Origin of the sequence: Nocardia sp. NBC_00403 (assembly GCF_036046055.1) — a bacterium.
Taxonomy (GTDB): Bacteria; Actinomycetota; Actinomycetes; order Mycobacteriales; family Mycobacteriaceae; genus Nocardia.
Genome location: NZ_CP107939.1, coordinates 4,105,025 through 4,126,678, shown reverse-complemented (window position 1 = coordinate 4,126,678; position 21,654 = coordinate 4,105,025). Strand labels below are relative to the sequence as shown.

17 protein-coding genes and 1 pseudogene are annotated in these 21,654 nt (G+C 65.3%); 12 read left to right on the top strand and 6 right to left on the bottom strand.

Going from position 1 to position 21,654, the window contains the following annotated elements:
- The first annotated feature begins 3 nt into the window (after positions 1 to 3).
- From OHQ90_RS18305 to OHQ90_RS18255, 11 genes are all read left to right on the top strand, one after another.
- Entirely contained in the window at positions 4 to 1,449 is a 1,446-nt protein-coding gene (locus OHQ90_RS18305) for an aldehyde dehydrogenase (NADP(+)) (RefSeq protein ID WP_328412070.1), read from the top strand.
- Between the two features lie 60 nt (positions 1,450 to 1,509).
- A complete protein-coding gene (locus tag OHQ90_RS18300) occupies positions 1,510 to 2,502 on the top strand; it encodes a proline racemase family protein (protein ID WP_328412068.1) in 993 nt (330 codons plus the stop codon).
- Between the two features lie 32 nt (positions 2,503 to 2,534).
- Positions 2,535 to 3,713: an NAD(P)/FAD-dependent oxidoreductase gene (locus OHQ90_RS18295; RefSeq protein ID WP_328412065.1), complete on the top strand. Its 1,179-nt coding sequence runs from the start codon at positions 2,535 to 2,537 to the stop codon at positions 3,711 to 3,713.
- Positions 3,710 to 4,063, top strand: coding sequence for a (2Fe-2S)-binding protein (locus OHQ90_RS18290; RefSeq protein ID WP_328412063.1), 354 nt, complete (start codon positions 3,710 to 3,712; stop codon positions 4,061 to 4,063). The genes OHQ90_RS18295 and OHQ90_RS18290 overlap by 4 nt, the downstream gene beginning before the upstream one ends.
- Positions 4,060 to 5,571: an FAD-dependent oxidoreductase gene (locus OHQ90_RS18285; protein WP_328412061.1), complete on the top strand. Its 1,512-nt coding sequence runs from the start codon at positions 4,060 to 4,062 to the stop codon at positions 5,569 to 5,571. The genes OHQ90_RS18290 and OHQ90_RS18285 overlap by 4 nt, the downstream gene beginning before the upstream one ends.
- Before the next feature lie 128 nt (positions 5,572 to 5,699).
- Positions 5,700 to 6,362, top strand: a complete 663-nt coding sequence (locus tag OHQ90_RS18280; RefSeq protein ID WP_328412059.1) for a GntR family transcriptional regulator — start codon at positions 5,700 to 5,702, stop codon at positions 6,360 to 6,362.
- 299 nt (positions 6,363 to 6,661) lie between these two features.
- Positions 6,662 to 9,265: an ATP-binding protein gene (locus tag OHQ90_RS18275; RefSeq protein ID WP_328412057.1), complete on the top strand. Its 2,604-nt coding sequence runs from the start codon at positions 6,662 to 6,664 to the stop codon at positions 9,263 to 9,265.
- Positions 9,266 to 9,928: 663 nt separating this feature from the next.
- Positions 9,929 to 10,384, top strand: a complete 456-nt coding sequence (locus OHQ90_RS18270; protein WP_328412055.1) for a DUF4254 domain-containing protein — start codon at positions 9,929 to 9,931, stop codon at positions 10,382 to 10,384.
- Between the two features lie 19 nt (positions 10,385 to 10,403).
- The gene (locus OHQ90_RS18265; protein WP_328412053.1) at positions 10,404 to 11,033 is read left to right on the top strand and encodes a LamB/YcsF family protein; all 630 of its coding nucleotides are present in this window, start codon (positions 10,404 to 10,406) and stop codon (positions 11,031 to 11,033) included.
- A 247-nt stretch (positions 11,034 to 11,280) separates the two neighbouring features.
- Positions 11,281 to 11,529 (top strand): hypothetical protein, encoded by a 249-nt coding sequence (locus OHQ90_RS18260; RefSeq protein WP_328412051.1) that lies wholly within the window; start codon positions 11,281 to 11,283, stop codon positions 11,527 to 11,529.
- Positions 11,530 to 11,843: 314 nt separating this feature from the next.
- Positions 11,844 to 12,401, top strand: a complete 558-nt coding sequence (locus OHQ90_RS18255) for an IS3 family transposase (protein WP_328412049.1) — start codon at positions 11,844 to 11,846, stop codon at positions 12,399 to 12,401.
- A gap of 668 nt (positions 12,402 to 13,069) precedes the next feature.
- Here the strand turns inward: OHQ90_RS18255 and OHQ90_RS18250 are convergent.
- The 5 genes from OHQ90_RS18250 to OHQ90_RS18230 form a co-directional block, all read right to left on the bottom strand.
- Positions 13,070 to 14,578 carry an acyl-CoA synthetase gene (locus OHQ90_RS18250; protein WP_328412048.1) on the bottom strand — a complete coding sequence of 503 codons (1,509 nt, stop codon included), beginning with the start codon at positions 14,576 to 14,578 and terminating at the stop codon, positions 13,070 to 13,072.
- Positions 14,579 to 14,612: 34 nt separating this feature from the next.
- Positions 14,613 to 16,250 carry an acyl-CoA dehydrogenase family protein gene (locus OHQ90_RS18245; protein ID WP_328412046.1) on the bottom strand — a complete coding sequence of 546 codons (1,638 nt, stop codon included), beginning with the start codon at positions 16,248 to 16,250 and terminating at the stop codon, positions 14,613 to 14,615.
- Positions 16,251 to 16,320: 70 nt separating this feature from the next.
- Positions 16,321 to 17,079 carry a PaaX domain-containing protein, C- domain protein gene (locus OHQ90_RS18240; RefSeq protein ID WP_328412044.1) on the bottom strand — a complete coding sequence of 253 codons (759 nt, stop codon included), beginning with the start codon at positions 17,077 to 17,079 and terminating at the stop codon, positions 16,321 to 16,323.
- A 575-nt stretch (positions 17,080 to 17,654) separates the two neighbouring features.
- Entirely contained in the window at positions 17,655 to 18,125 is a 471-nt protein-coding gene (locus OHQ90_RS18235) for a hypothetical protein (protein ID WP_328412041.1), read from the bottom strand.
- 535 nt (positions 18,126 to 18,660) lie between these two features.
- Positions 18,661 to 20,598: a potassium transporter Kup gene (locus tag OHQ90_RS18230; protein WP_328412039.1), complete on the bottom strand. Its 1,938-nt coding sequence runs from the start codon at positions 20,596 to 20,598 to the stop codon at positions 18,661 to 18,663.
- Positions 20,599 to 20,745: 147 nt separating this feature from the next.
- Between OHQ90_RS18230 and OHQ90_RS18225 the strand changes: the two genes are divergently transcribed.
- Positions 20,746 to 21,279, top strand: coding sequence for a DUF3558 family protein (locus OHQ90_RS18225; protein ID WP_328412037.1), 534 nt, complete (start codon positions 20,746 to 20,748; stop codon positions 21,277 to 21,279).
- Positions 21,280 to 21,396: 117 nt separating this feature from the next.
- Here OHQ90_RS18225 and OHQ90_RS18220 read toward each other — a convergent pair.
- Positions 21,397 to 21,654, bottom strand: a pseudogene (locus tag OHQ90_RS18220) (CorA family divalent cation transporter); the annotation flags it as partial.

The window sequence follows — 21,654 nt, the reverse complement described above, 5'->3', positions numbered from 1 at the left end:
GGAATGATGTATGACACCAGCACCGACCGCATCGACCATATCGTTCTCGGTGCGCAACGGGCCGCGACGCAGTGGTCCAGCCGAACCCGCACCGAGCGCGCCGCAGTGCTGCGGGCCGTTGCGGACCGGCTCGATGGTGCCGCCGACATCCTGGTCCCGCTCGCCATCCGGGAGACGCGCCTCACCGAGCAACGGCTGCGCGGCGAGCTGGCGCGTACGACTTTCCAGCTGAGGCTGTTCGCCGAGACGGTGAACGAGGGCGGCTACCTGGACGCGCGCGTGGACCACGCGGATCCGGACTGGTCGATGGGGCCGCGTCCGGACCTGCGGCGTACCCGCGTCCCCTACGGCCCGGTGGTGGTATTCGCCGCCTCCAACTTCCCCTTCGCGTTCTCCGTGGCCGGCGGCGACACCGCCTCTGCCCTCGCTGCCGGATGCTCCGTGATCCTGAAGGCACATCCGGGCCATGTCGGGCTCTCGGCCGCGACGGCGCAGGTGGTGACCGAGGCGTTCAACGAGCTCAGCGCACCGAGCGGGCTCCTGCAGATCGTGTACGGCCAAGAGGCCGGGGTGGTCGTGCTGACGCACCCGCAGGTGAAGGCTGCGGCGTTCACCGGCTCCATCCCTGGCGGGCGAGCGCTGTTCGACCTGGCGTCGTCGCGGCCGGAGCCGATCCCGTTCTACGGCGAGCTCGGGTCGGTGAACCCGGTGTTCGTCACTGCCTCCGCGGACGCCGACCGCGGCGCGGACATCGCCGCCGGGCTGGTCGGGTCCTTCACACTGGGCGCGGGCCAGTTCTGCACCAAGCCGGGCGTGGTCCTCGCACCCGGCGACTCCCACTTGTTGGCATCGTTGCGCGCCGGCGCGCTGCCGTCGGCCGCGCCGCTGCTCAACGACAAGATCACGGCCGGCTACCTGAGTGGCCAGCAGCAGCTGCGCCGGCATCCCGCTGTCACCGTGATCGCCGAGGGGGAGGATCCGCTCAACGACCCGCCCGCACCGACCGTCCTGTCCACCTCGGTGCAGGACTTGTTGGCCGACCCGGAGGCGCTGCTGGCCGAGTGTTTCGGACCGACCGTCCTGATCGTCGAGTACGCCGACGAGCAGCAGCTGGTCGAGGTCGCGGAGCAGCTGGAGGGACAGCTCACCGCGACCCTGGTGGCGAACGAGGACGACCGGATCGTCGGGCAGTTGACGACCATCCTGGCCTCGAAGGCTGGCCGACTGCTGTGGAACCAGTGGCCCACGGGCGTCTCGGTGACCTACGCCCAGCAGCACGGAGGCCCCTACCCGGCAACCACCGCCGCCGGGACCACCTCGGTCGGCACCGCCGCCATCGATCGGTTCACCAGACCGGTGGCGTATCAAGGATTCCCCGACTTCCTGCTTCCGAGCGAGCTGCGCGACGACGCCGACGTGCCGCGCAGAGTTGACGGGAAGCTGACTTGATCCGCACAGCTGGAGCATCCAAGAAAGGGCAACATGAGGACAACACGCATCATTCACGCTGTGGACTCACACACCGAGGGTATGCCCACACGCGTCATCACCGGCGGCGTCGGAGTCTTCCCCGGTGCCACGATGGCGGAGCGCCGCCAATGGTTCATCGACAACAACGACGAGCTGCGCACACTGTTGATGTTCGAGCCGCGCGGCCACGCCTCCATGTCCGGATCGATCCTCCAGCCCCCTACCCGGCCTGATGCCGATTACGGCGTGCTCTTCATCGAGGTCTCGGGGCTCCTTCCGATGTGTGGCCACGGCACCATCGGTACGGCGACTGTGCTGGTCGAGACCGGGATGGTCCCCGTCGTCGAGCCGGTGACCACGATCCGCCTCGACACCCCGGCCGGTCTCGTCGTCGCCGAGGTCGCCGTGCGAGACGGGCACGCGGAGTCGGTCACCATCACGAACGTGCCGTCGTTCAGCCTCGCTCTGGACCAGGTCGTCAAGGTCGAGGGGCACGGCGACGTCCGCTACGACATCGCGTTCGGGGGCAACTTCTACGCGATCGTCGACCTCGACGACCTCGAGCTGCCATTCGACAGGGCGGCGAAGCAGCGGCTGATCGACGCGGGGCTGGCCATCATGGACGCGATCAACGAGCAGGCCAAGCCGGTGCACCCGGAGCGCTCGGACATCAACGGGTGCCACCACGTGTACCTCGAGGCGCCGGGTGCCACCGCCCAGCACTCCCGGCATGCCATGGCGATCTACCCCGGTTGGTTCGACCGGTCGCCCTGCGGCACCGGCACCAGTGCCCGGATGGCACAGCTGCACGCGCGAGGCGAGCTCGACCTCCACACCGACTTCGTCAACGAGTCGTTCATCGGGTCCACGTTCGTCGGCCGGCTCGTCGAGGAGGTCGAGCTTCGGGGCACCGAGGACGGCGAGACGATCCGTGCCGTCGTACCCACCATCACCGGACGGGCATGGGTCACCGGCACCGCGCAGTACATGCTCGATCCCACCGACCCATTCCCTGCGGGGTTCCTGCTGTGACCGCACTTTCCGGGGCCTCCGGGGAGGGTGGCATGAGCGATCACCTGCCCAAGGGCGCAGAAGTCGTGGTAATCGGCGCGGGCGCGGTCGGCGCGGCCTGCGCGTACTTCCTGGCGCGGGAAGGCTTCCGCGTGCAGGTGCTCGAGCAGGGCCAGGTTGCGTCGGGGACCAGTAGCGCGTGTGAAGGCAACCTGCTGGTGTCGGACAAGGAGGCCGGCCATGAGCTGGACTTGGCTCTGTACTCGCACTCGGTGTGGCACGACGACCTGGCCGAGTTCGGTCAGCTATGGGAGTTCGAGTCCAAGGGCGGCTTCGTCGTCGCGTCGAGCCCCGAGGGCGCTGACGCGCTACGGGAACTCGGCGCCCGTCAGCGCCTGGCAGGCATCGAAACCGTGGACGTCGACGCAGCCGACATCCGCCAGTACGAGCCGAACATCCGCATCGGCCTGGCGGCAGCCGCGTACTACCCGCAAGACGCCCAAGTGCAGCCCATGCTTCTCACCGCCCATCTGCTGCGGCTGGCACGAGGCATGGGGGCTGTCATCTCCACAGGTATCGAAGTCACCGGGATCGAGCACCGTGACCTGGGTGGCGAACGACGGGTCAAAGCCGTCCGCACCAGTCGAGGAACGATCGCCTGCGACCACGTGGTCAACGCCGCCGGCACCTGGGCGAGCGAGATCGCAGCGATGGCTGGGGTCGACGTACCCGTCTTTCCCCGGCGTGGCTTCGTGCTCGTGACCGAGCCGCTGCCGCCCACGATCAACCGCAAAGTGTATGCCGGCGAGTACGTCGCCTCGACGCACTCCTCCGACGAAGGCCTGCAGACCTCTACCGTGATCGAGGGAACGCAGGCCGGGACCATCCTGATCGGGTCCTCGCGGGAGCGGGTCGGGTTCGACCGCACCGTGTCGTTGCCGGCTCTGCGCGAGATCGCGGCCAAGGCACTGGCGTTGTTCCCCTCGCTGGCCCGGGTCCGCATCATGCGCACCTACATGGGGTTCCGGCCGTACTGCCCCGACCATCTGCCCGTGATCGGCCACGACTCCCGCCTCACCGGGATGTGGCACGCGACCGGGCACGAGGGCGCCGGCATAGGGCTGTCGGTCGGCACCGCGAAGCTGTTGGCTCAGGCGATGGCCGGCAAGTCGCCCGACCTGGACCTCTCCCCCTTCGCCCCCGCTCGCTTCTCGGCTGGTGACCACGCATGACAAGACATCCGAAAACCCAGGCCGGTCCGCGGACAGTCGAGGACGGCGGCACGTCCGTCGTACACCTCACCCTCAACGGCCAGGAGCTCCTTGCCCACCCCGGCCAGACCGTGGGTGCGGCACTCGTCGACGCCGGGATCCAGTCCTGGCGCACCACCCGGAAGAACGGCCGCCCCCGAGGCCTCTTCTGTGGCATCGGGATCTGCTACGACTGCCTGATCACCGTCGACGGCGCACCCAACCAGCGCGCTTGCATCGTCCCCGTCTGCGAAGGCATGCAGCTGAGCACGACCGCTGCGCCGGTCGATGCGGCAACTGACGCTCCCAACGACGGAGGGACCAAGCGATGAGCACCAACCCGACCCCTTCTGGACAAACGGTCGGAGCGTTCGACGTAGCCGTCGTCGGTGCCGGCCCAGCCGGCCTGGCGGCCGCCGCAGCTGCGGCCGACCGGGGCAAGACCGTCGTGCTGGTGGACGCTGGTGCCCAGATCGGCGGCCAGTACTGGCGTCATCCGGACGAGCGCGCCCCACGTGGGCCGGAGGCGGAAGGCCACCACGACTGGAAGCTGTTCACCGAGCTTCGCGAGAAGCTGCGCCGGCACCGGCAGATGGGCGCGGTGGTTCTGCTTCCCAATGCCCAGGTGTGGTTCGTGGAGCCCACGGCGCCTGCCGACGCCGATGACCGGGAAGGGGGCTGGACCCTCCACCTGACTCCGACGATCGTGGGCGTCGACACCGCTGAGGCGACGCCCAGGCTCGTCGTCGCCGCCAGGCTGATTCTCTGTCCAGGTGGATACGACCGCCAGCTGCCCGTCCCCGGTTGGGACCTCCCCGGAGTCATGGCTGCCGGCGGCGTACAAGCCCTGCTGAAGGGACACCGCACACTCGCCGGCCAGCGCGCTGTCGTCGCGGGAACGGGCCCCTTCCTCCTTCCGGTCGCCAAGCAGCTCGCCGATGCCGGAGCGACAGTCGTGGCCGTGTGCGAGGCCAATGCCCTGACCGGATGGGCGCGCCACGCCCGCGCCGTGGCAGCCGTTCCTGCCAAGGTCGCCGAGGGTGCGGAGTACGCCCTGGCGCTGGCCCGCCACCGGATCCCGTACCGGACTCGCACCGCGGTGACTCGCATCGACGCCGATCCCACCGGCACCAAGGCGGTCCAGCTGGCTCAGCTTGATGCCGCGGGGCGGGTTGTCGGCCCCACGACGACCGTTGACGTAGACCTGGTCGCCCTGGGCTGGGGCTTCACCCCTTCGATGGAGCTCATCACCGCGGTGGGCGCCCAAACCAGGATCGACGTCGACCAGTCTCTCGTCGCCGTCGTCGACAACTCGCAGCGCAGCACCACGCCAGGGGTGTACGTCGCCGGTGAGGCAACCGGAGTCGGCGGGGCGCTGCTTGCGGTAGCCGAGGGTGAACTGGCCGGGATCGCCGCGGCCGACGCGCTCGAGGTCCACGCTATGCGTATTCGTCGACTGCGTGCGCGTATTCAGCGCCTCCGTGTCTTCGCCGCCGCCATGCACCAGGCGCACCCGGTCCCGGCGCGCTGGCACGAGTGGCTCACCCCGGACACTACGATCTGCCGGTGCGAGGAGGTCAGCTTCGACAGCGTCTGTCGGGCCCGCGACGAGCTCGGCGCCACCGACGTACGGACTGTCAAACTGATGGCGCGGCCAGGAATGGGCTGGTGCCAGGGGCACGTGTGCGGGTTCGCCACAGCCAAGCTGGCCGCTGCCGCCGAGGACCGACCCCTCACCGTGGAGGATCTGCGACCGCTGGCCAAGCAGACCCTCTGCGCCCCCATAGCCTTGGAACTTCTGGCCCAGGTCACCTCGAAATCCACTGATGAGGCCCTCTGATGAAGCGAGGAAGGGCTGTCGTTGGTTGCTCTCGGACATGCCCGGCCGCGCCGTTCGTGAGACCCAGAACTTGGTGCCACGTGACGACATACCTCGAGGAACCAGCATCCCGCAGAGAGGCAGGGCACATGGCACTGAACGGCATTGGGCTCGTGGAGAAGGTCAGCATTCGTGAAAGGATCAGCCGTGCGCTGCGCGCAGCCATCGTCTCCGGCGAGATGGAGCCCGGGGTCGTCTACTCCGCGCCGGCTCTGGGAGCTCGATTCGGTGTGTCGGCAACTCCCGTGCGCGAAGCCATGCTCGACCTCGTCAAGGAGGGCCTCGTCGACGTCGTACCCAACAAGGGCTTCCGGGTCACCGAGATCGGGGAGTCGGACCTCGACGAGATCACCGAGCTGCGACTGCTGATCGAGCCGCCTGTGGTGCGACAGGTCACGCGCCATATCCCAGCCGAGGATCTGCCCGTGCTCCGCGAGCTCGCGCAGGTCATCGTGGACTGCGCGAACGAGGGCAACCTCGTCGAATACACCGAGGCCGACCGCGTCTTCCACCTGCGCCTCCTCTCGTACGCGGACAACACGCGGATGACCAACCTGGTGTCTGATCTGCGCGCCCACACCCGGCTGTTCGGGCTCTCGAGCTTGCTCGAACGAGGCGAGCTCGTGGATTCCGCACGCGAACACCTGGACATCGTCGACATCATCGAGCGACGCGACTCGCGTGCTGTCGAGCGGTTGATGCGCAACCACATCCGCCAGACTCGCGGGCGATGGGCCAAGCCCCGGACCTGAGCTGCAAGCCGTAACCATGAGTTCCATCCAAATCCATTCCGCCCCGCTGGGAATGGACGCGGGGAGCGGGCATTTCAACAAATCATCCGAACCGGGCAGCGCCCGCCGCGCGCAAGTCCTCGGGCTGTGCATCGCTGTAGACGCCCAGCGATAACGCAGGGTCGTGGCCATGCCAGGCCGCGACGGCCCCATCCGAGCGCATGTCGGGTTGGTTGGTGTCTGTGCCCGCAGCGCGGCCCCAGAAGCTCGATCTGCTTTGTGATAGTGGGCGGCGTATTCGGGTGACTACGCTCGGTGCTATGTCGACGACGCGCCGAGTACGCGCTGGGGATGTGGTGGCGGCAACGGATGATTTCGTTGGTCGTGGTCCGGAGCTGGACAAGATCAGCACCTTGATGCTGGGTTCGGCTCGGTTGATTACGTTGGTCGGCTCGGGAGGGATCGGGAAAACACGACTCGCGACCGAGACGCTGCGCCGATTCGGCAAGGCGAATCACCTACCGGTGTACTGGGTGCGGCTGGCGCGGCTGGCCAAGGGTTGCGGCGAGGCCGAGGTTGAGGCAGAGGTCTCGGCCGCGGTGGTCGAGGCCGACTTTTCGGGTCGATCAGGGTGGGAGGCGCTGGTCGATACGTTGACCAGGACCGACGCGGTGGGGCGGAGCCTGCAGGCCGTGCTGGTGATGGACAATTGCGAGCATGTTCTCGCCGCTGCCGGACAGCTGATCGCGGAGTTGCTGGCAGCGGTGCCAGGATTGACCGTCCTGGCGACCAGCCGTGAACCGATAGGGTGGGTCGACGAATACATAATCGCAGTCCCCCCACTGACACAGCAGCAAGCCCTGACGTTGTACCGGCAACGCGCGGAACTCACCGATCATCCGATTGCCGACACCGATCAGACTGCGATGGCCGGCCTGATTTGTCGTCATGTGCACAACCATCCGCTGTATATCCGGTTGGCCGCGGCGCGGCTGCTACGGCAGCCGCTGGCGATGATCCTTCAGGAATTGAGCGGCGAGGCAACCGACAAACGGATGCAATGGTCACACGGACCACGGGTGGGCACAGAACCCCGTCATCAGAGGGTTGGTGACGTCATCGCCTGGTCCTATGACCTGTGCCAGGACAAGGAGCGGTTGCTGCTGGACCGCATGTCGGTCTTCGCCGCGGGATATGACACCAACCCCGAAGACGGCACCAGCTCCATTCTTGATGTCGGCGCCGACCTGGAAGCCATCGAGGCGGTCTGCGCCGACGATCCGGCACTCGGACCCGACCACGGAAACACAGAGGCGTCGGTGCAGGTGGCGGCCGAAGAGGTCGAGGGCTTGCTCGAGCGTCTCTCCGACCAGTCGCTGGTGACCCGGCACATTTCGCCGACCGCGGTGCGGTACTCCCTGCTGGAAAGTATTCGCCTGTTCGCCGGGCAGCGGCTGGCACAACGCTCCACCGGCGAGGTCGACGAACCGGTGCGGCTCACGCAGCGTCACCGCCGATATTATCGAGACAGAGTCGTCGCAGCGGTGGATTGGTTCAGTCCCGACGAGCAGAGCTGGGCGAACGTGGCGTGGGACAACATCGTGACCGCGATCGAGACAAGTCTCACCTCCGGCGAGCCCGAACTCGGCCTGGAAATCTGCGCGACCCTGGTTGCCCTTCCAATCATCAAAGGCTCAGCCCGAGAAATACGCCGGTGGACCGAACGCGCACTGCAGGCGACCCGCACGCTGACTCCGCAACCGACCGAACTCCAAATAGCCGCCATGACCTTGATCGGGTGGCTATCCCTGATCCAAGGCAGGAACGAACACGTCGACCAGATGCTCGAGGAATGTGCCGCTCTCTGCGTCAGCGACCCGAGGGGAAGACAGAACTGGGGGCAGACCCCGGAAATCGACACCAGCCTGCCCGCTGCCCTCGAATTCCTGTGGGGATCGGAACTGATGCTGGCCCACCGCGACCCGAGGGCTATCACCGTGTTGGCACGCGCCCGCGAGAAGTTCGGTGCCGTGGGCGACAGCCGTGGAGAAGGGAGAAGCGAGCTGTACGAGGCGGTGGCCGTTGGCCTCCTCGGATCGGCTCAGCAGGCCCTGCAGATCGCACGGCGTCACCTGGATCGCGCCACCGCGGCCGGGGCCGGGTGGGCGAAGGCATGGGCCGAATTGGCGTGGGCGATCACGTTGACCAAACATGGTGATCCCACCCAGGCATTGCCTGTCGGTCGCGTAGCGCTGGCATACCAGATAGCTGCAGGTGACCAGTGGGGCATGTCGCTTGCGGTGTACATCCGGGCATGGTCATTGGCGCAGATCATCACAGACTTGATCGCGGCCGGAAGCACCGACCCGGCCGAACTCAGGACGTTGGCCACCGAGATTGCTCAACTCGCTGGAGGAGCCGCAATGCAGCGCGGCGGTCTGGGTATCAACATCGGCGTCCTGGGGCTCTTCGACGATGAAACACACAAGGCGATCGACGTCGCTCGCGCGGTGTTGGGACCCGAGGCGTTCGCTGCCGCGCACAGGCAGGGCTCCTTGTTGCATCCCGAGTCGCACGAGGTGCAGCGCCTAGCGCTGGGCACACTGTCCATCGACAGGATGCCGATGGACCATCCCGCAAGGAAGAACGCCCCTTCACACTGGGACGAGTTGTCGGCAGCCGAGGAGGAGGTCGCGACGCTGGCCGCGGCGGGATGGACGAACGTCGCGATCGCGGCCCGCCGAGGCAATTCCCGCAGGACCGTCGACGCGCAGATGGCCGCGATCTTCCATAAGCTGGTCATCACCTCACGAGAAGACATCATCGAACTCGTTCCCGACGACCTGATCGATCAGGTTCGGAAAGAAGCAGCGAGGCGGCCGCGCCAGACCGGACAACAACCACATACGCCGCGGCGATGGTGACAGACCGAGCATTAGTCGACGGCGATTCCGTAATCACAGCTGAGGTGGGATTCGCCGGTCCGCGTCGTTCTCGGCCGCCAGCTGGTGGTAGGTGTTGCTGAGCATAAGGAGCGCCTGCCGCGCTGCGGCGAGGACTGCTGGACACGGTCGAAATCCGTGTGTCGCGAGCCAGCGCGCTGCGCTGGAGGACGACTCGCCGTGGTCGACGACATTCTCGTTCAGGCGGGCCTTTTGTGCTGACTGAAGCTCAGATCGTAGACCTAGCGAGCCGATACACGTACGTATACGCGTGACGGTCATCAATGGACTCGCTCCGAGAGAATCAATCGTCTGGTGGTCATCGCGCTGTTCTCCAGTATCGGACCACCTGCACGTTGTGGTGCCGCTACCTATTGGTTACAGATGCGCGGCTGGCTCCCTATCCGCACATACTGGGGTTCGCCAGGTCGACCGCGGTAGCCGAGTCCGATCACCCGTACCGCGGACGAACTATGTGAGGAGGAGTACGTCGTGGTGGAGCTCGAGTCGGTAGCGGTCCGGCAAGGACTTGGTTGGTTGTGCTCGATGCGGGCTGTCGGCCGACTACGCCTTGGTCCAAGTCGTCGTTCGATGTCATTGTCGGCGGCTGGCTTCGGTTGCCTTTACTCGCAGAAGCCCAGTGAGATGTCGGCACCGGCAACCGCGAAGAACCTTCCCGGCAGAGACCTACTTCTGGCAGCAGTCCTCAGCTGGGAGTACGACTTTCAACCGCTCCTCAACGCCGCTTTCGCGCTGACACGGTTGCACCGACGAGCGGTCACGTTCACCGAGGTGATCCAGTTCGAGCCTGTCGATGGTCAGCGGATCAGGCTCATGTGTGGCATCGACCGGTGGGTGCAGGCGGTAATCCCTACTCCACACGCTGACGCATTCCTGCACACCGAGACTGTTGGTTCGGTCGTCGACCGGCTTGCCCTGATATCGGCCATGCTGTCGGCGGCTGCAGAGCAACCGGACAACGCGTCGTTCGAGGACATCTGGATACAGCTCGACCACATCGCCGACGGCTACCAAGATCTTGTCAACGATTTGTGCGCCGGAATCAGACGTGCGCCCGCAATGACCAAGGCATGGCCATGACCAAGGATTCAGAAGCGCCATGAAAAGCACGAAACAGATATTCGACTCTCTGAACGCAGACGTCGGTGCGGGATTCGGAAAGCGGACCGTCGACGACGCGGAAAATCTCTCGGCGGTCAGCGATGCGGGCATCGCCTGCGGTTTCCATGCCGACAATCCGGACATAATGCGGGGTCCGGTGCCACTGCTCGGACCCGAGCAGCTGTTGGCAGCGATTGCCGGTCACCTGAGGCGTGGTTCGCCGCTGATCGGGTGGGCGCGAGAGTTGGGTGACCTGCACGCGGCCATGATCCCCGGGCATCTGGACCTGTCACGACATCCTGCAGACTTCGACGCGGCCGGGATCCACGCCGACATCGCGCGGATCGGCGGTGAGATCGATTCTTGGGCGGTGCGCCACGTTCCACGAACTCCCAACGTGCGCAAGCACACCCATTCCCTCGGCGAGGTGATCAGCCATGTCGCCAAGATCTACGCCGACGCGTGGTGGACGGTCCTGCACGCCACCGACGAGGAACTGCGGCACGAGGCGTGGTTCCACCTCGCCGAGGTCCGGGAGGGCTACGCGACACTGGTCACCGACATACGGGCGCGTCGCGTCCAACTCCCTCTGGGGTGGTGCGTCATTCGCAGAAGTCCACTGACATGACAGGGAAGACAACAACAGGTCTGCCTGCGGCCATGCGCGCCGATCGGGCCAGTACAGCAATGAGACTCGTTCACAGCGTCACGCCCGGAACCAAGGCCCGATCTCCGACAGCTGAGCCACCCAGCAAACCAGCGGCTCGCACCGCAAATTGCGTCGACTACCTATCGGTTACCGATGCTCGAATGTTGCCATCGGCGCATGCTGGTCCTCGTCTCAATCACACGCAGTAGCTCGCAGGAGGTACACGATGTTCATCGACCTGACCACCATCCAGGAGTGGCAGCCGCGCCTGCACACGGATTTCGCCCGCGTCCAGCAGCTCGCCACCCAGCTCTCCACGGCCGCGTCCGAGCATGACCTCACCCCCGTTGAACTGCACGCGACGCTGGACCGCATCGACACCATCCGCGCCGACTGGGAGCACGCCCCCGCCGCCGCGCGGCAGGCATGGGCGCAACTGGAGGGCGCCACACCGCATCAACAGGTGCGGCGATGAACCTCGCCATCAACACCAGCCGCGTACCCCGCGATGAGCAGCGAATTGGGTGCGGTCGAACCTGCTCCGACCGACGTTCTGTGATCCAGGGAGGGATTTCAGCGCCACACCGGGCTGAACAGCACCACCGCCTACGTGCTGCAAGAACCTCCATGAGCCGACGCTGGTGAGCGAGCCGATCGGCCGAGGACAGACATGGCCGATGAGAACCGGTAGCTGAAGAAGAGGATCGCCGAACTCGAGCGGGTAAACGCGGTGTTGCGTTCTGCGAGTGCGCATTTCGCCTCGGAACTCGACCGGACCCGGAGGTGATCGTGCGGTTCGTGAAAGACCACCCGCAGTACCCGGCCGAGCTCCTACTACGGGTGCTCGAGATTGCGTCCTCGACGTTCTATGAGCGGAAGAGGCGGGCGGCCCAGCCGTCGGCGCGGCAGCTCGAAGACCGACAACTGCTGGCTGAGATCGTCGATATTCACGCCAGTTCCGGCGGCACCTATGGTTCCCCACGAGTGCATGCCATGCTGGCGCGGCGCGGCATCGGTGTCGGCCGCGAACGGGTCGAGCGGCTGATGCGCCGGGCCGGGCTGCGGGGAGCATTCTTGCGCCGCGAGTGGCGGATCGGCTCCACCACACAGGATCCGTGGGCCAGGCCGGCGCCGGATCTGGTCGAGCGGAACTTCACCGCCGACGCCCCGAACAAGCTGTGGGTGGCCGATGCGACCCGTATCCCGGTCGGAGAGGGTGTGTGGCCCCCGACCACCATGATCATCGAGCCGAAAGTTCTTCCTAGATGTCATCCCATGTCCACGGCTCGGAGGGGTTGCCGTCACGCTCTCGCCCGAAGCGGAACCGGCTTCGGTCACCGTCGGTGACCAGAAACTCCTCGAACCGACCCGCGGCTGGCAGCCGGTGGGCGAGCACCTGCGCCCGCTCGGACTCACCAACATCTTGTAGCGAGTTCACCAGCCAAGCCACACCGACCATGCTGTCGGCGTTGAGTTCACAAACCTCGCGCCCTTGGCGCGACCATTAGCGCTGCCGATCTAGGCAATGATGCCGCGGTGACGTTGCCAGCGGGGCGGTAACTGCCACAGAGTTGCTGCTGGCGCAAAAGGGTTGGCGTGTCGCACTCTGACACGCCGTCGACGTAGCAGCCGTCAGTAAAGGTGCGCTTGTTGATCGGTTCGGCACGTCTTGCCCGTTTACTGGCGGTCTCTGGGCTCGGTTCTGTGGTCAATGGTGAGTTCTCCTTCCAGTTCGGGCTCGGTTCTCTGGGGGTGGATCGGTGCGCAACATCTTCCGCCTCCTGGCGACGGCGACTCGCGGTTACGCGTATTTGCGGGAGTCGAGTTGCCGGGCGAAGGTGGTCGTCTTGTTCGATGGGCCGCCCGGCACCAGCGTGAATTCCTGCTCGGGGACAAGGCGGCCGAGGACCTTCTACAGCCCGGCGTGGACTGGCCCGCACCAGATCCGGACCGGATCGGTCGCCTTGCCCGCGCCTGCACGTCGAGCTGGGACGAGTATCGGAGGCAGTTCCCGCTCAGTTCGTCTCGGTAAGAAGGCGATCGCGGAGCGCGTTCTTCTGCACCTTGCCTGTGGCCGTCGTCGGCAGCGTCTCGATGAACTCGACCCGCGTCGGTACCTTGAAACGCGCCAGCCGTTGCCGAGTGAAGGCGATGACATCGTCCTCGGTGAGCATCGCGCCCTTGTTCGACACGACGAAGGCGACCGGCGTCTCACCCCATTTCTCGTGCGAGGCCGCGACTACCGCCACGTCATGCACACCGGGCATCTCGGCGATGACCACCTCCACCTCGCGGGAGTAGACATTCTCGCCGCCGCTGATGAGCATGTCCTTCTTCCGGTCGACCAGGGTGATGAAACCCTCGTCGTCCGCTCGCCCCATGTCACCGGTGTGGAACCATCCGCCCCGCAGCGCATGGGACGTCTCCTCGGGACGCATCCAGTACCCGGCGAACACGTTGTCCGCTCGGACCAATAGTTCTCCAACCGTTCCGGCGGGTACGTCACGGTCGAGGTCGTCGACCAACCGGGTTTCGATCCCGAAGAGTGGCCGCCCGATTGATCCGGCCTTCTCGCGAACATGTTCGGAGTCGAGCAGTGCGACCGACGGGGCGCACTCGGTCATCCCGAATCCCTCCCGGAACGGGACGCCGCTGCGAGCTAGGAAGTCCAGCACCGAAACGGGTGCCGGTGCACCGGAGGTGAGGGCACAGTCGAGCGAGGAGAGGTCGTAGTGCTCCAGATCGGGAACATCCATGATGGCCTGCCACATCGTCGGCACCAGCAGCAGCTGAGTCGCCTGTTCCGCGACCACCGCGTCGAGGACCGCGACCGGATCGAACGATGGCATGATCACGTTCCGGCCGCCCACATAGATGAAGGGCAATGTGTAGAGCCCCAGGCCTCCGATGTGGAACATCGGAAGGGCTGTCACGGTGACGTCGCACGAACGCAGTCCGAACGCCGAGGTGACGGCGGCCGCGTTGGCACGGAGGTTCTCGTGGGTGATCATGGCGCCCTTGGGGCGCCCGGTGGTTCCGGACGTGTACATGATCACTGCCACGTCGTGACGACCTGCCATCGTCGTCATCGGCGTCGGATCGGCAGCGGCCAGAAGTTCGTCGTACTCTGCCCCCAAGGCGACCACCTCGCGCACCCGCACGCCCGGTTCCTTCACCGCATCTCCGGCCTGGGCGAATGCCCCGTGCACGAAGAGCAGTTCCGCACCGAGATCGGCCAGTACATAACCGATCTCGGGTGCCGTGAGCCGGACGTTGATCGGCGTGAAGATCGCGCCGAGCTTCGCTGTGGCGAAGAGGATCTCGAGGCATTCCACGGACGTGGGCACGACCGCGGCGATTCGGTCGCCCCGTCTGACGCCGAACCGATCTCGCAGCTGGTTCGCCAGCTTGTTCGTGCGGTCGTCGAACTCACGGTAGGTCCACGAGCGCTCACCGGACACGAACGCGACCTTGTCGCCGCTCAGTTGGGCCCGCCGGGTGGCCCAGTCACCGATTCCCTGCATTCATCGACTCCTTGGACTTGTGTTCCGGGCCGGGTCAGCTCGCTCGGCCGACCTTTGTGGTGACGCGATCGATAATTGCCGAGAAGTCCACGCCGGCGGGCAGCGTGCCGTACACACTGCCACGGTCGCCGTGGAGTCGGGTGGTGATGAACGCGCCGGTTACCGCGGGATGGCCGTACCGCACCAGGAGAGACGCCTGCAGCACCAGTGCCATCCGCTCGATCACGCGGCGGGCCAAGACTTCCGCGTTCGCCAGATCCGTCAGCTGGGCACGGATCTCGCTGACCGCACGCTGGATACTCGGCTCGGGGCCGGCCAGCGCAACCTCGTCGAAGAACCCTTCGACGGTGCGCGGGTTCTTGGCCATCGCTCGCAGCACGTCGAGCGCCGCAACGTTTCCGCTGCCCTCCCAGATCCCGTTGAGTGGGGATTCCCGGAACAAGCGCGGCATCTGTGACTCCTCGATGAAACCGTTGCCGCCGAAGCACTCCAACGCCTCGGCCGCATGGGCGGGCCACCGCTTGCACACCCAGTACTTACCGACTGCGAGCGCCAGCCGCAGGAAGTCGGACTCCACCTCGTCACCCCGGGTGGCACGGTCATGGGCACCCGCGAGGCGCATCATCAGAAGCGACGCCGCCTCGGACTCCACAGCCAGGTCGGCCAGGACGTTGCGCATCAACGGCTGGTCGATGAGGTAGTTGCCGAAGGCTTGCCGATGTGTCGCGTGATGCACGGCCTGGATGACACCGCGACGCATCCCCGCCGCCGCCCCGATCAGACAGTCGAGTCGAGTCATATTGACCATCTTGATGATGGTCGGCACACCACGGCCTTCGTCGCCGACACGCCACGCGAAGGCGTTCTCGTACTCGATCTCGGCCGACGGGTTCGACCGATTGCCCAGCTTGTCCTTCAGCCGCATCAGGCGAACATTGTTGCGGGTGCCGTCCGGTAGGACACGGGGCACCAGGAAACACGTCACCCCCGCGTCGGTCTTCGCCAGCACGAGGAACAGGTCGGCCATCGTCGCCGACGTGAACCACTTGTGGCCGATGATCCGGTACGTGCCGTCGGCCTGCGGTATGGCGCGCGTCGTGTTGGCTCGAATGTCGGAGCCGCCCTGCTTCTCGGTCATGGACATCGTCGCGAGGAGGCCCGCCTTCTCCAGCGGAGGCTTCAGGCCGCCCTCATACGAGGCATTCGACAGCAGCGGCTCATAAATCGTGGCCAGCTCGGGGTTTTCCCGCAGCGCGGGCACCGCCGCGTAGGTCGCCGAGATCGGGCAAGTGTGGCCGGCCTCGACGTTGCTCCACACATAGAACTTGGCGGCGCGTGCCACGTGGCTGCCCGCTCGGGTGTCGCTCCACGGCGCGCCGTGCAGCCCGTTGGCAACTGCCGTGGACATCAGCTCGTGCCAGGCCGGGTGGAACTCGATGTCGTCGATGCGGTGACCGAACCTGTCGTAGGGCCGCAGAATCGGCGGATGCTCGTTCGCGAGCCGGCCCCACTCCTGCACCTGCTCGGTACCTGCCAGAGCGCCGAGGCGACTCAGTTCGTCGACCGCCCATTCGGCGCCCTCACGGACAAGCCCGTCGAGCAAAGTCCGATCGTCGGCGACATTGTGGCCGTGCAACGGTACGGACTGGTTGAACACCTCGTGTGTCTGCATGACTGCTCCTTCGACTGCCTGATTCGGACATTACGTTTTCTGAACAGTCGAAGTCAATAAGTAATGTACGTCAGCTCGTGTGGCCGACCTCAGGGATCGACACGAACTCTTCCTGATACGCGACCCATGCCGCGTGAACACGGTCAGCCGTCCACGGATCCGGTCGAAGTTCCTGCGGTAAAACAGGATCCGTGAGAAGGTGTCGAACAACCGCGGTTGCGACCGTGAAACGGTCCACCGTGCTCTCGGCTAGATTCATCAGCGCGAGCAACCGCTGGGACTCCCCCTCCCAGGCCTGGAGATTCCACAACGATCCGAGAAGTTCACCAGCGTCGCGCACCGGTCTTCCCGCCAGCACTTCCACCGGTTCGGCGCCGAGGTCGAGTGATCGCATCAGGTTGGCCGGGCGCAGCCAGACCCCCTCACGCAGTTCGGCCAGCCGAAGCCGAGACAGTCGCGTGCGCAGGGAGGCACGGTCGCCGGGATCGCGGCCGGTCCCGGTGACGACGACGATCTCCCACTCGCCGTTCCACGGTCGTGTCTCCTGCTCGACCTCGTGCAGCACACGCTGACGGCGTTCGAGCAGCCGTTCGCTCAGCCGGAACCCATCGGGTGTACGCACGAGATCGTCACCAGAAGCCATCCGACTCAACGCAACTCGCGCTGCAGATTCCTTGATACCGAATACTCCCGCCGCACGGACAACCTGCGCCGGCGTCGGCTGCGTCGGGTGATTGCTCACGAGGAGACTGAGAATCACCCCGCGAGCGGTCAGTCGCGGTAGATGAGCTTCCAGGTCGAGCGGCGCAGAGTCGATCGCGTCGTCCACGTTGATTCACTCCTTGTTACGCGCGCAGGTCAACCGGGACATTTCCCTGCAGCATCGTCCAACCGTAAAGATTCACGGGCAAGACCGGCCCAGTGGGTCTCGTCGTGCCGCGGCGAGCTGGATACCCGATCCAATGCCCGCGCAGGGTGCTGCCAACGCACAGCCACCTCTCGGTGGCTTGCCGCCGGCACCCGTGTACCGCGTGCCATACGCGGCATATCTCTTGCCCGTCACCTTGCCCTGATGGTGACGGACATGGCGTACAGTCCCGGTGTTCTCATCTACACCGGCGACGTACTCGTGCTCCCGCCGCCATCTGTGGAACTTCTCGGCCCGATGTTTGAACGCGTTGCGCCATTGGGGTGTTCCACAAGGAGATCAAGCCTTTCCAGTGCAGCAGTCACGACCGTCTACTTCTACGGAGCCTCAGGAGGGACACAACTGGAACGAATGGGCGTCAGCGCCGACGAGGCGCGAAACCGGCTCGCCGAGGCCATGCGTGATCACCGGGAACAACTCACAGAGAGCATCTGTAGACGTCGGGACAGCCGAATCCGATGGGGTTGCTGTTCCCGTCACGGGTCGGCACGGTGCGCAATCCGAACAACTTCGGCAGGACCTGGCGCGCCGCCCGCGGTGCGACCTTCGCGTGGATCACACCGCGCACTTTGGTGCAGGTAGTTGAGCAGGATCTTCCTGCCTCCGCGGTAGCCGAGTTCCTGGATTTCACCGAACAGCTGAGTTGCGTTGGCGCAGCCCTCATTCCATCGCTGATGCAGGTAGGGCTTGAACTCATCGAGCAGACTCGCGCGGCGACCGGTGCCGTTGTTGACCAGTAGCTCGTCGGCGCTCGCGGCACGGGCGAAACGTCGCACGGTTCCTCGAGCAAGATCGAGCTGGGCGCCGATGGCTCGGATGCTCACGCCGCCGCCGAGCAGCGCGTGGACGGCGTTGTAGCGTTCGCGGGTCCGGACAGCCCATTTGTCCGTCCTGTCTGTCGGTGGCTCGATCACCTCGCAGGTCACCGACGCTTGCTGTTGGTGCACGATCACTGGCTCGGCATCGCACTCACCGTCGGCCGTGGTGCCCAAGCATTGGGTGCCCCGGCTGCTACGCCCTCGGCGTAGGCGCCCGGCGCCGTCCCGGCACTCGCCTTCAGCAATGACACACGTCGGCGTGCCGACAGAGCTCGTTTTCTCGATATCGGGAGCATGCTGGCAACACCGCAAAGGATCCGTCAAATCGGGCGCGAGCGCTGGTCGTCGAGACACGCGATGGGCTCAATATCGCGGTGTGACCGCAACCTTCGAGCCTCGCTGCGGCTCGCGCCGGGTCATCGATGTTGCCCGGCACCGCATCGAGCGGATGCCGTCCGCCCTGGAGCTTTTCGGCTTCGGCACACACCCGGAGCGGGCGTTCAATGATCTGATTGCGTTGGCAGAGTCGATGATTCGCTGGATGTCGACGTCGTGGTCGAGGAACGTCATCGACCCCCGAGTGTGCCACACTGTCCCGGGGTCGAGCCTGCGCAGCAATGTCCCTGCCCACTTGCTGTCCAGCCGGTGGGCGGAATCCCTTGTCCTACACCTCGACCTGCGAACCCATGATCACGGTCCGCTCGCCGGGCAGGCCGAAGTACTCCGCAGCATCGGCAGTGATGTAGGAGGTGGCAATGAACAGGCGTTTGCGCCATGGCGCCATCGTGTGGGCCGGGCCTTTTTTGAGCTCGATCTTCGACAGGAAATAGGAAGCGCCGTCGACCGATATCGGCCCTTCGGTTTTCGTGGGATCGAGCAGACGTAGCGCGTGCGGAACATTCGGGGTTTCCATGTATCCGAAATGCGCTGTCACGTGGATGATTCCGTCTTCGCCGTAGCCGAGTGCATCGATCTCCGTCCGTTCCGCATCCGGCACACGCGGCACCGGCAGCGTGTCGATCGCCAGGATCACCACGTGTTCGTGCAGCACGCGATTGTGTTCGACATTGGCCCGCATCGCCAGCGGTGTGGTCTCTTTGCCGCGGTTGAGGAATACCGCGGTGCCGGGAATCCGCACCAGCGGTGGCTCATAGCGCGGCAACTGGTCGATGAATGAGCGCAGTGGTCCTTCGACCTGTTCCCTTGCGCTAGTGACGATTTCGCGCCCGCGCGCCCAAGTGATCATCACGGTGAACGCGGTGAGCCCGATCAACAACGGCAGCCATGCCCCATGCACCAGTTTGGTGAGGTTCGCCGCCAAGAACATCGCGTCGACCGTCAGCAAGGGGATGGCGCCGAGTAGGACCAGCCACAGCGGAGTGCCCCACTTGGTTCGGGCGACGTAGAAGAACAGCAACGTCGTGATGGTGATCGTCGCGGTCACCGCCATACCGAACGCGAACGCCAGGGCCGCCGAGGTTTGGAAGGCGAAAACCAGCGTGAGCACCGACACCATCAGCATCCAGTTGATCCACGGAACGTAGATCTGCCCGATCGTCGACTCCGACGTGTGCTCGACACGCAATCTCGGCAGGTAACCGAGCTGGGCCGCCTGCGACGCCACCGAGAACGCTCCGGTAATCACTGCCTGCGAAGCGATCACTGTCGCGGCCGTCGCCAACAGCACCAACGGCAACCGCGCCCAGCCGGGAGCGAGCAGAAAGAATGGACTACTCACCGCAGTCTGATCACCGAGAAGCAGCGCACCCTGACCGAGGTAGCTCAGCGCGCACGCCGGCAGCACAAGCCCGAGCCAGCCGCGGGTGATCGCTTTCCTGCCGAAATGGCCCATATCGGCATACAGCGCCTCCGCACCGGTAACTGCCAGTACGACCGCGGCCAGCGCGAAGAACGCAATTCCGAAGTGCCCGAACATGAAGCCCAGCGCGTAGGTCGGCGACAGTGCCTTCAGGATCTCCGGGTGCCGGGCGATACCGGACACACCCAAAGCACCGATCGTGACGAACCAAAGAATCATCACGGGGCCGAATAGCCGACCGACCGCGGCTGTGCCGTGGCGCTGTACCGAGAACAGCGCGACGATGATCACCACCGTGATCGGAATGATCAGATTTTCGAACCCCGGCGAGACGATCTTCAAGCCTTCCACCGCTGACAGCACCGAAATCGCGGGCGTGATCATGCTGTCGCCGAAAAATAGTGCGGCACCGAAGATCCCGAGTCCGGCAAGCATCGCGGCGGCACGCCGCCCGCGTGTCCCGCCCAACTGCCGCAGCAAGGTGATCAGCGCCATGATGCCGCCCTCGCCGTCGTTATCGGCGCGCATCACCAGCGAGATATAGGTCAGCGTGACGATGATCATCACCGACCAGAAGATCAGCGACACGACGCCGTACACGTTGTCGGTGCTGATCGGCACCGGATGTGGATCGTCAGGGTTGAAGACCGTCTGAATGGTGTAGATGGGGCTGGTCCCGATGTCGCCGAACACCACCCCGAGCGCGCCGACGATGACCGCCGCCCGGACGGTTCCGCCGCCGGTGATGTGAGTCGACGGACCGACTTCTGCGTCGATATTCATTGTGCGCTCCTCGTCTGCAGGCTCCGCACCATATCGTGCCGCGGTTAACCAGTAGGGCGGGGTATCAACAGAGGCGCGACGTGTACCGCTGACGATAGCCTGTCCGGAGCATTCGAATTCGACTGACTCGAGGCGAACGGAGGGACCGTGACAGCCTTCTCACCACGCGACGCTGGAGTGGCCGTCATCGCAGTGGCCGCGTTACTGACGGGATGCTCGTCGGACCCCGCGCCGAAAGCGGTATCCGCAGCCGAGGTCAACCCGCTGCCCCAGTGCGAACCGCTCACCAACGAGCAAATCCAGCAAGCCGTCCACGCCGATACCCTCACCGCGCACACCACACCTCCCGTGTGCACATGGCAGGCCGAACGCGCCGGCGTGGAAACAGATCTCACCTTCACCTTCACCGAACACGACTCACTGCAACAGATATGGGATCGCGCCCGCGAAGACGGCTACGACACCGAGCACCTGACGGTCACCAGGGAAGCGCTCGGGACCACCATCACCGCCACCGGAATCTATGTACGAGACCCTCGCGATCTCGGATACTGCCAAGTCTCCGCGGCACTCAACGGGACGATCACCTGGCGAGTCCAAAACCCCTCCCACACCCCGGCACCGGACCCGTGCGCCATCGCACTCGAACTAGCCACGCTGACCATCGACCTCTCCCCCTAGCCGCCGCGAAGTCACCTCTTGGATGTGTAGCGAACGGGCAGATCGCCCCTTTTCCTACCTCGGCTCGCGAGCCCGGGGGCACGGCGCGCTCGCACGGCAGGCCGGAAGTGCGTTGTGTCAGAGCCAGTCGCGGAGCTTGAACATCCAATACAAGGTGCCGGAGATGACGACGATGGCAATTGTGGACGCCCAAAATCCCCAGGCATGCTCGAATCCGGGATAGGGCACGTTCTGGCCGTAAAAGCCGGTGATCGCGGTGGGTACAGCGATGATCGCAGCCCAACTGGTGACCTTCTTCATGATCGCGTTGAGCCGGTTGCCCTGCAGAGTCAGCTGCGTCTCCCGGATTGTCGTGACCAGATCACGCAGAGATTC

Coding starts and splice junctions, on each gene's coding strand:
- OHQ90_RS18230 (WP_328412039.1), bottom strand. CDS start 20,598: ATGAATATCGACGCAGAAGTCGGTCCGTCGACTCACATCACCGGCGGC.
- OHQ90_RS18250 (WP_328412048.1), bottom strand. CDS start 14,578: ATGCAGGGAATCGGTGACTGGGCCACCCGGCGGGCCCAACTGAGCGGC.
- OHQ90_RS18245 (WP_328412046.1), bottom strand. CDS start 16,250: ATGCAGACACACGAGGTGTTCAACCAGTCCGTACCGTTGCACGGCCAC.
- OHQ90_RS18275 (WP_328412057.1), top strand. CDS start 6,662: ATGTCGACGACGCGCCGAGTACGCGCTGGGGATGTGGTGGCGGCAACG.
- OHQ90_RS18270 (WP_328412055.1), top strand. CDS start 9,929: ATGTCGGCACCGGCAACCGCGAAGAACCTTCCCGGCAGAGACCTACTT.
- OHQ90_RS18290 (WP_328412063.1), top strand. CDS start 3,710: ATGACAAGACATCCGAAAACCCAGGCCGGTCCGCGGACAGTCGAGGAC.
- OHQ90_RS18260 (WP_328412051.1), top strand. CDS start 11,281: ATGTTCATCGACCTGACCACCATCCAGGAGTGGCAGCCGCGCCTGCAC.
- OHQ90_RS18285 (WP_328412061.1), top strand. CDS start 4,060: ATGAGCACCAACCCGACCCCTTCTGGACAAACGGTCGGAGCGTTCGAC.
- OHQ90_RS18295 (WP_328412065.1), top strand. CDS start 2,535: ATGAGCGATCACCTGCCCAAGGGCGCAGAAGTCGTGGTAATCGGCGCG.
- OHQ90_RS18305 (WP_328412070.1), top strand. CDS start 4: ATGATGTATGACACCAGCACCGACCGCATCGACCATATCGTTCTCGGT.
- OHQ90_RS18265 (WP_328412053.1), top strand. CDS start 10,404: ATGAAAAGCACGAAACAGATATTCGACTCTCTGAACGCAGACGTCGGT.
- OHQ90_RS18280 (WP_328412059.1), top strand. CDS start 5,700: ATGGCACTGAACGGCATTGGGCTCGTGGAGAAGGTCAGCATTCGTGAA.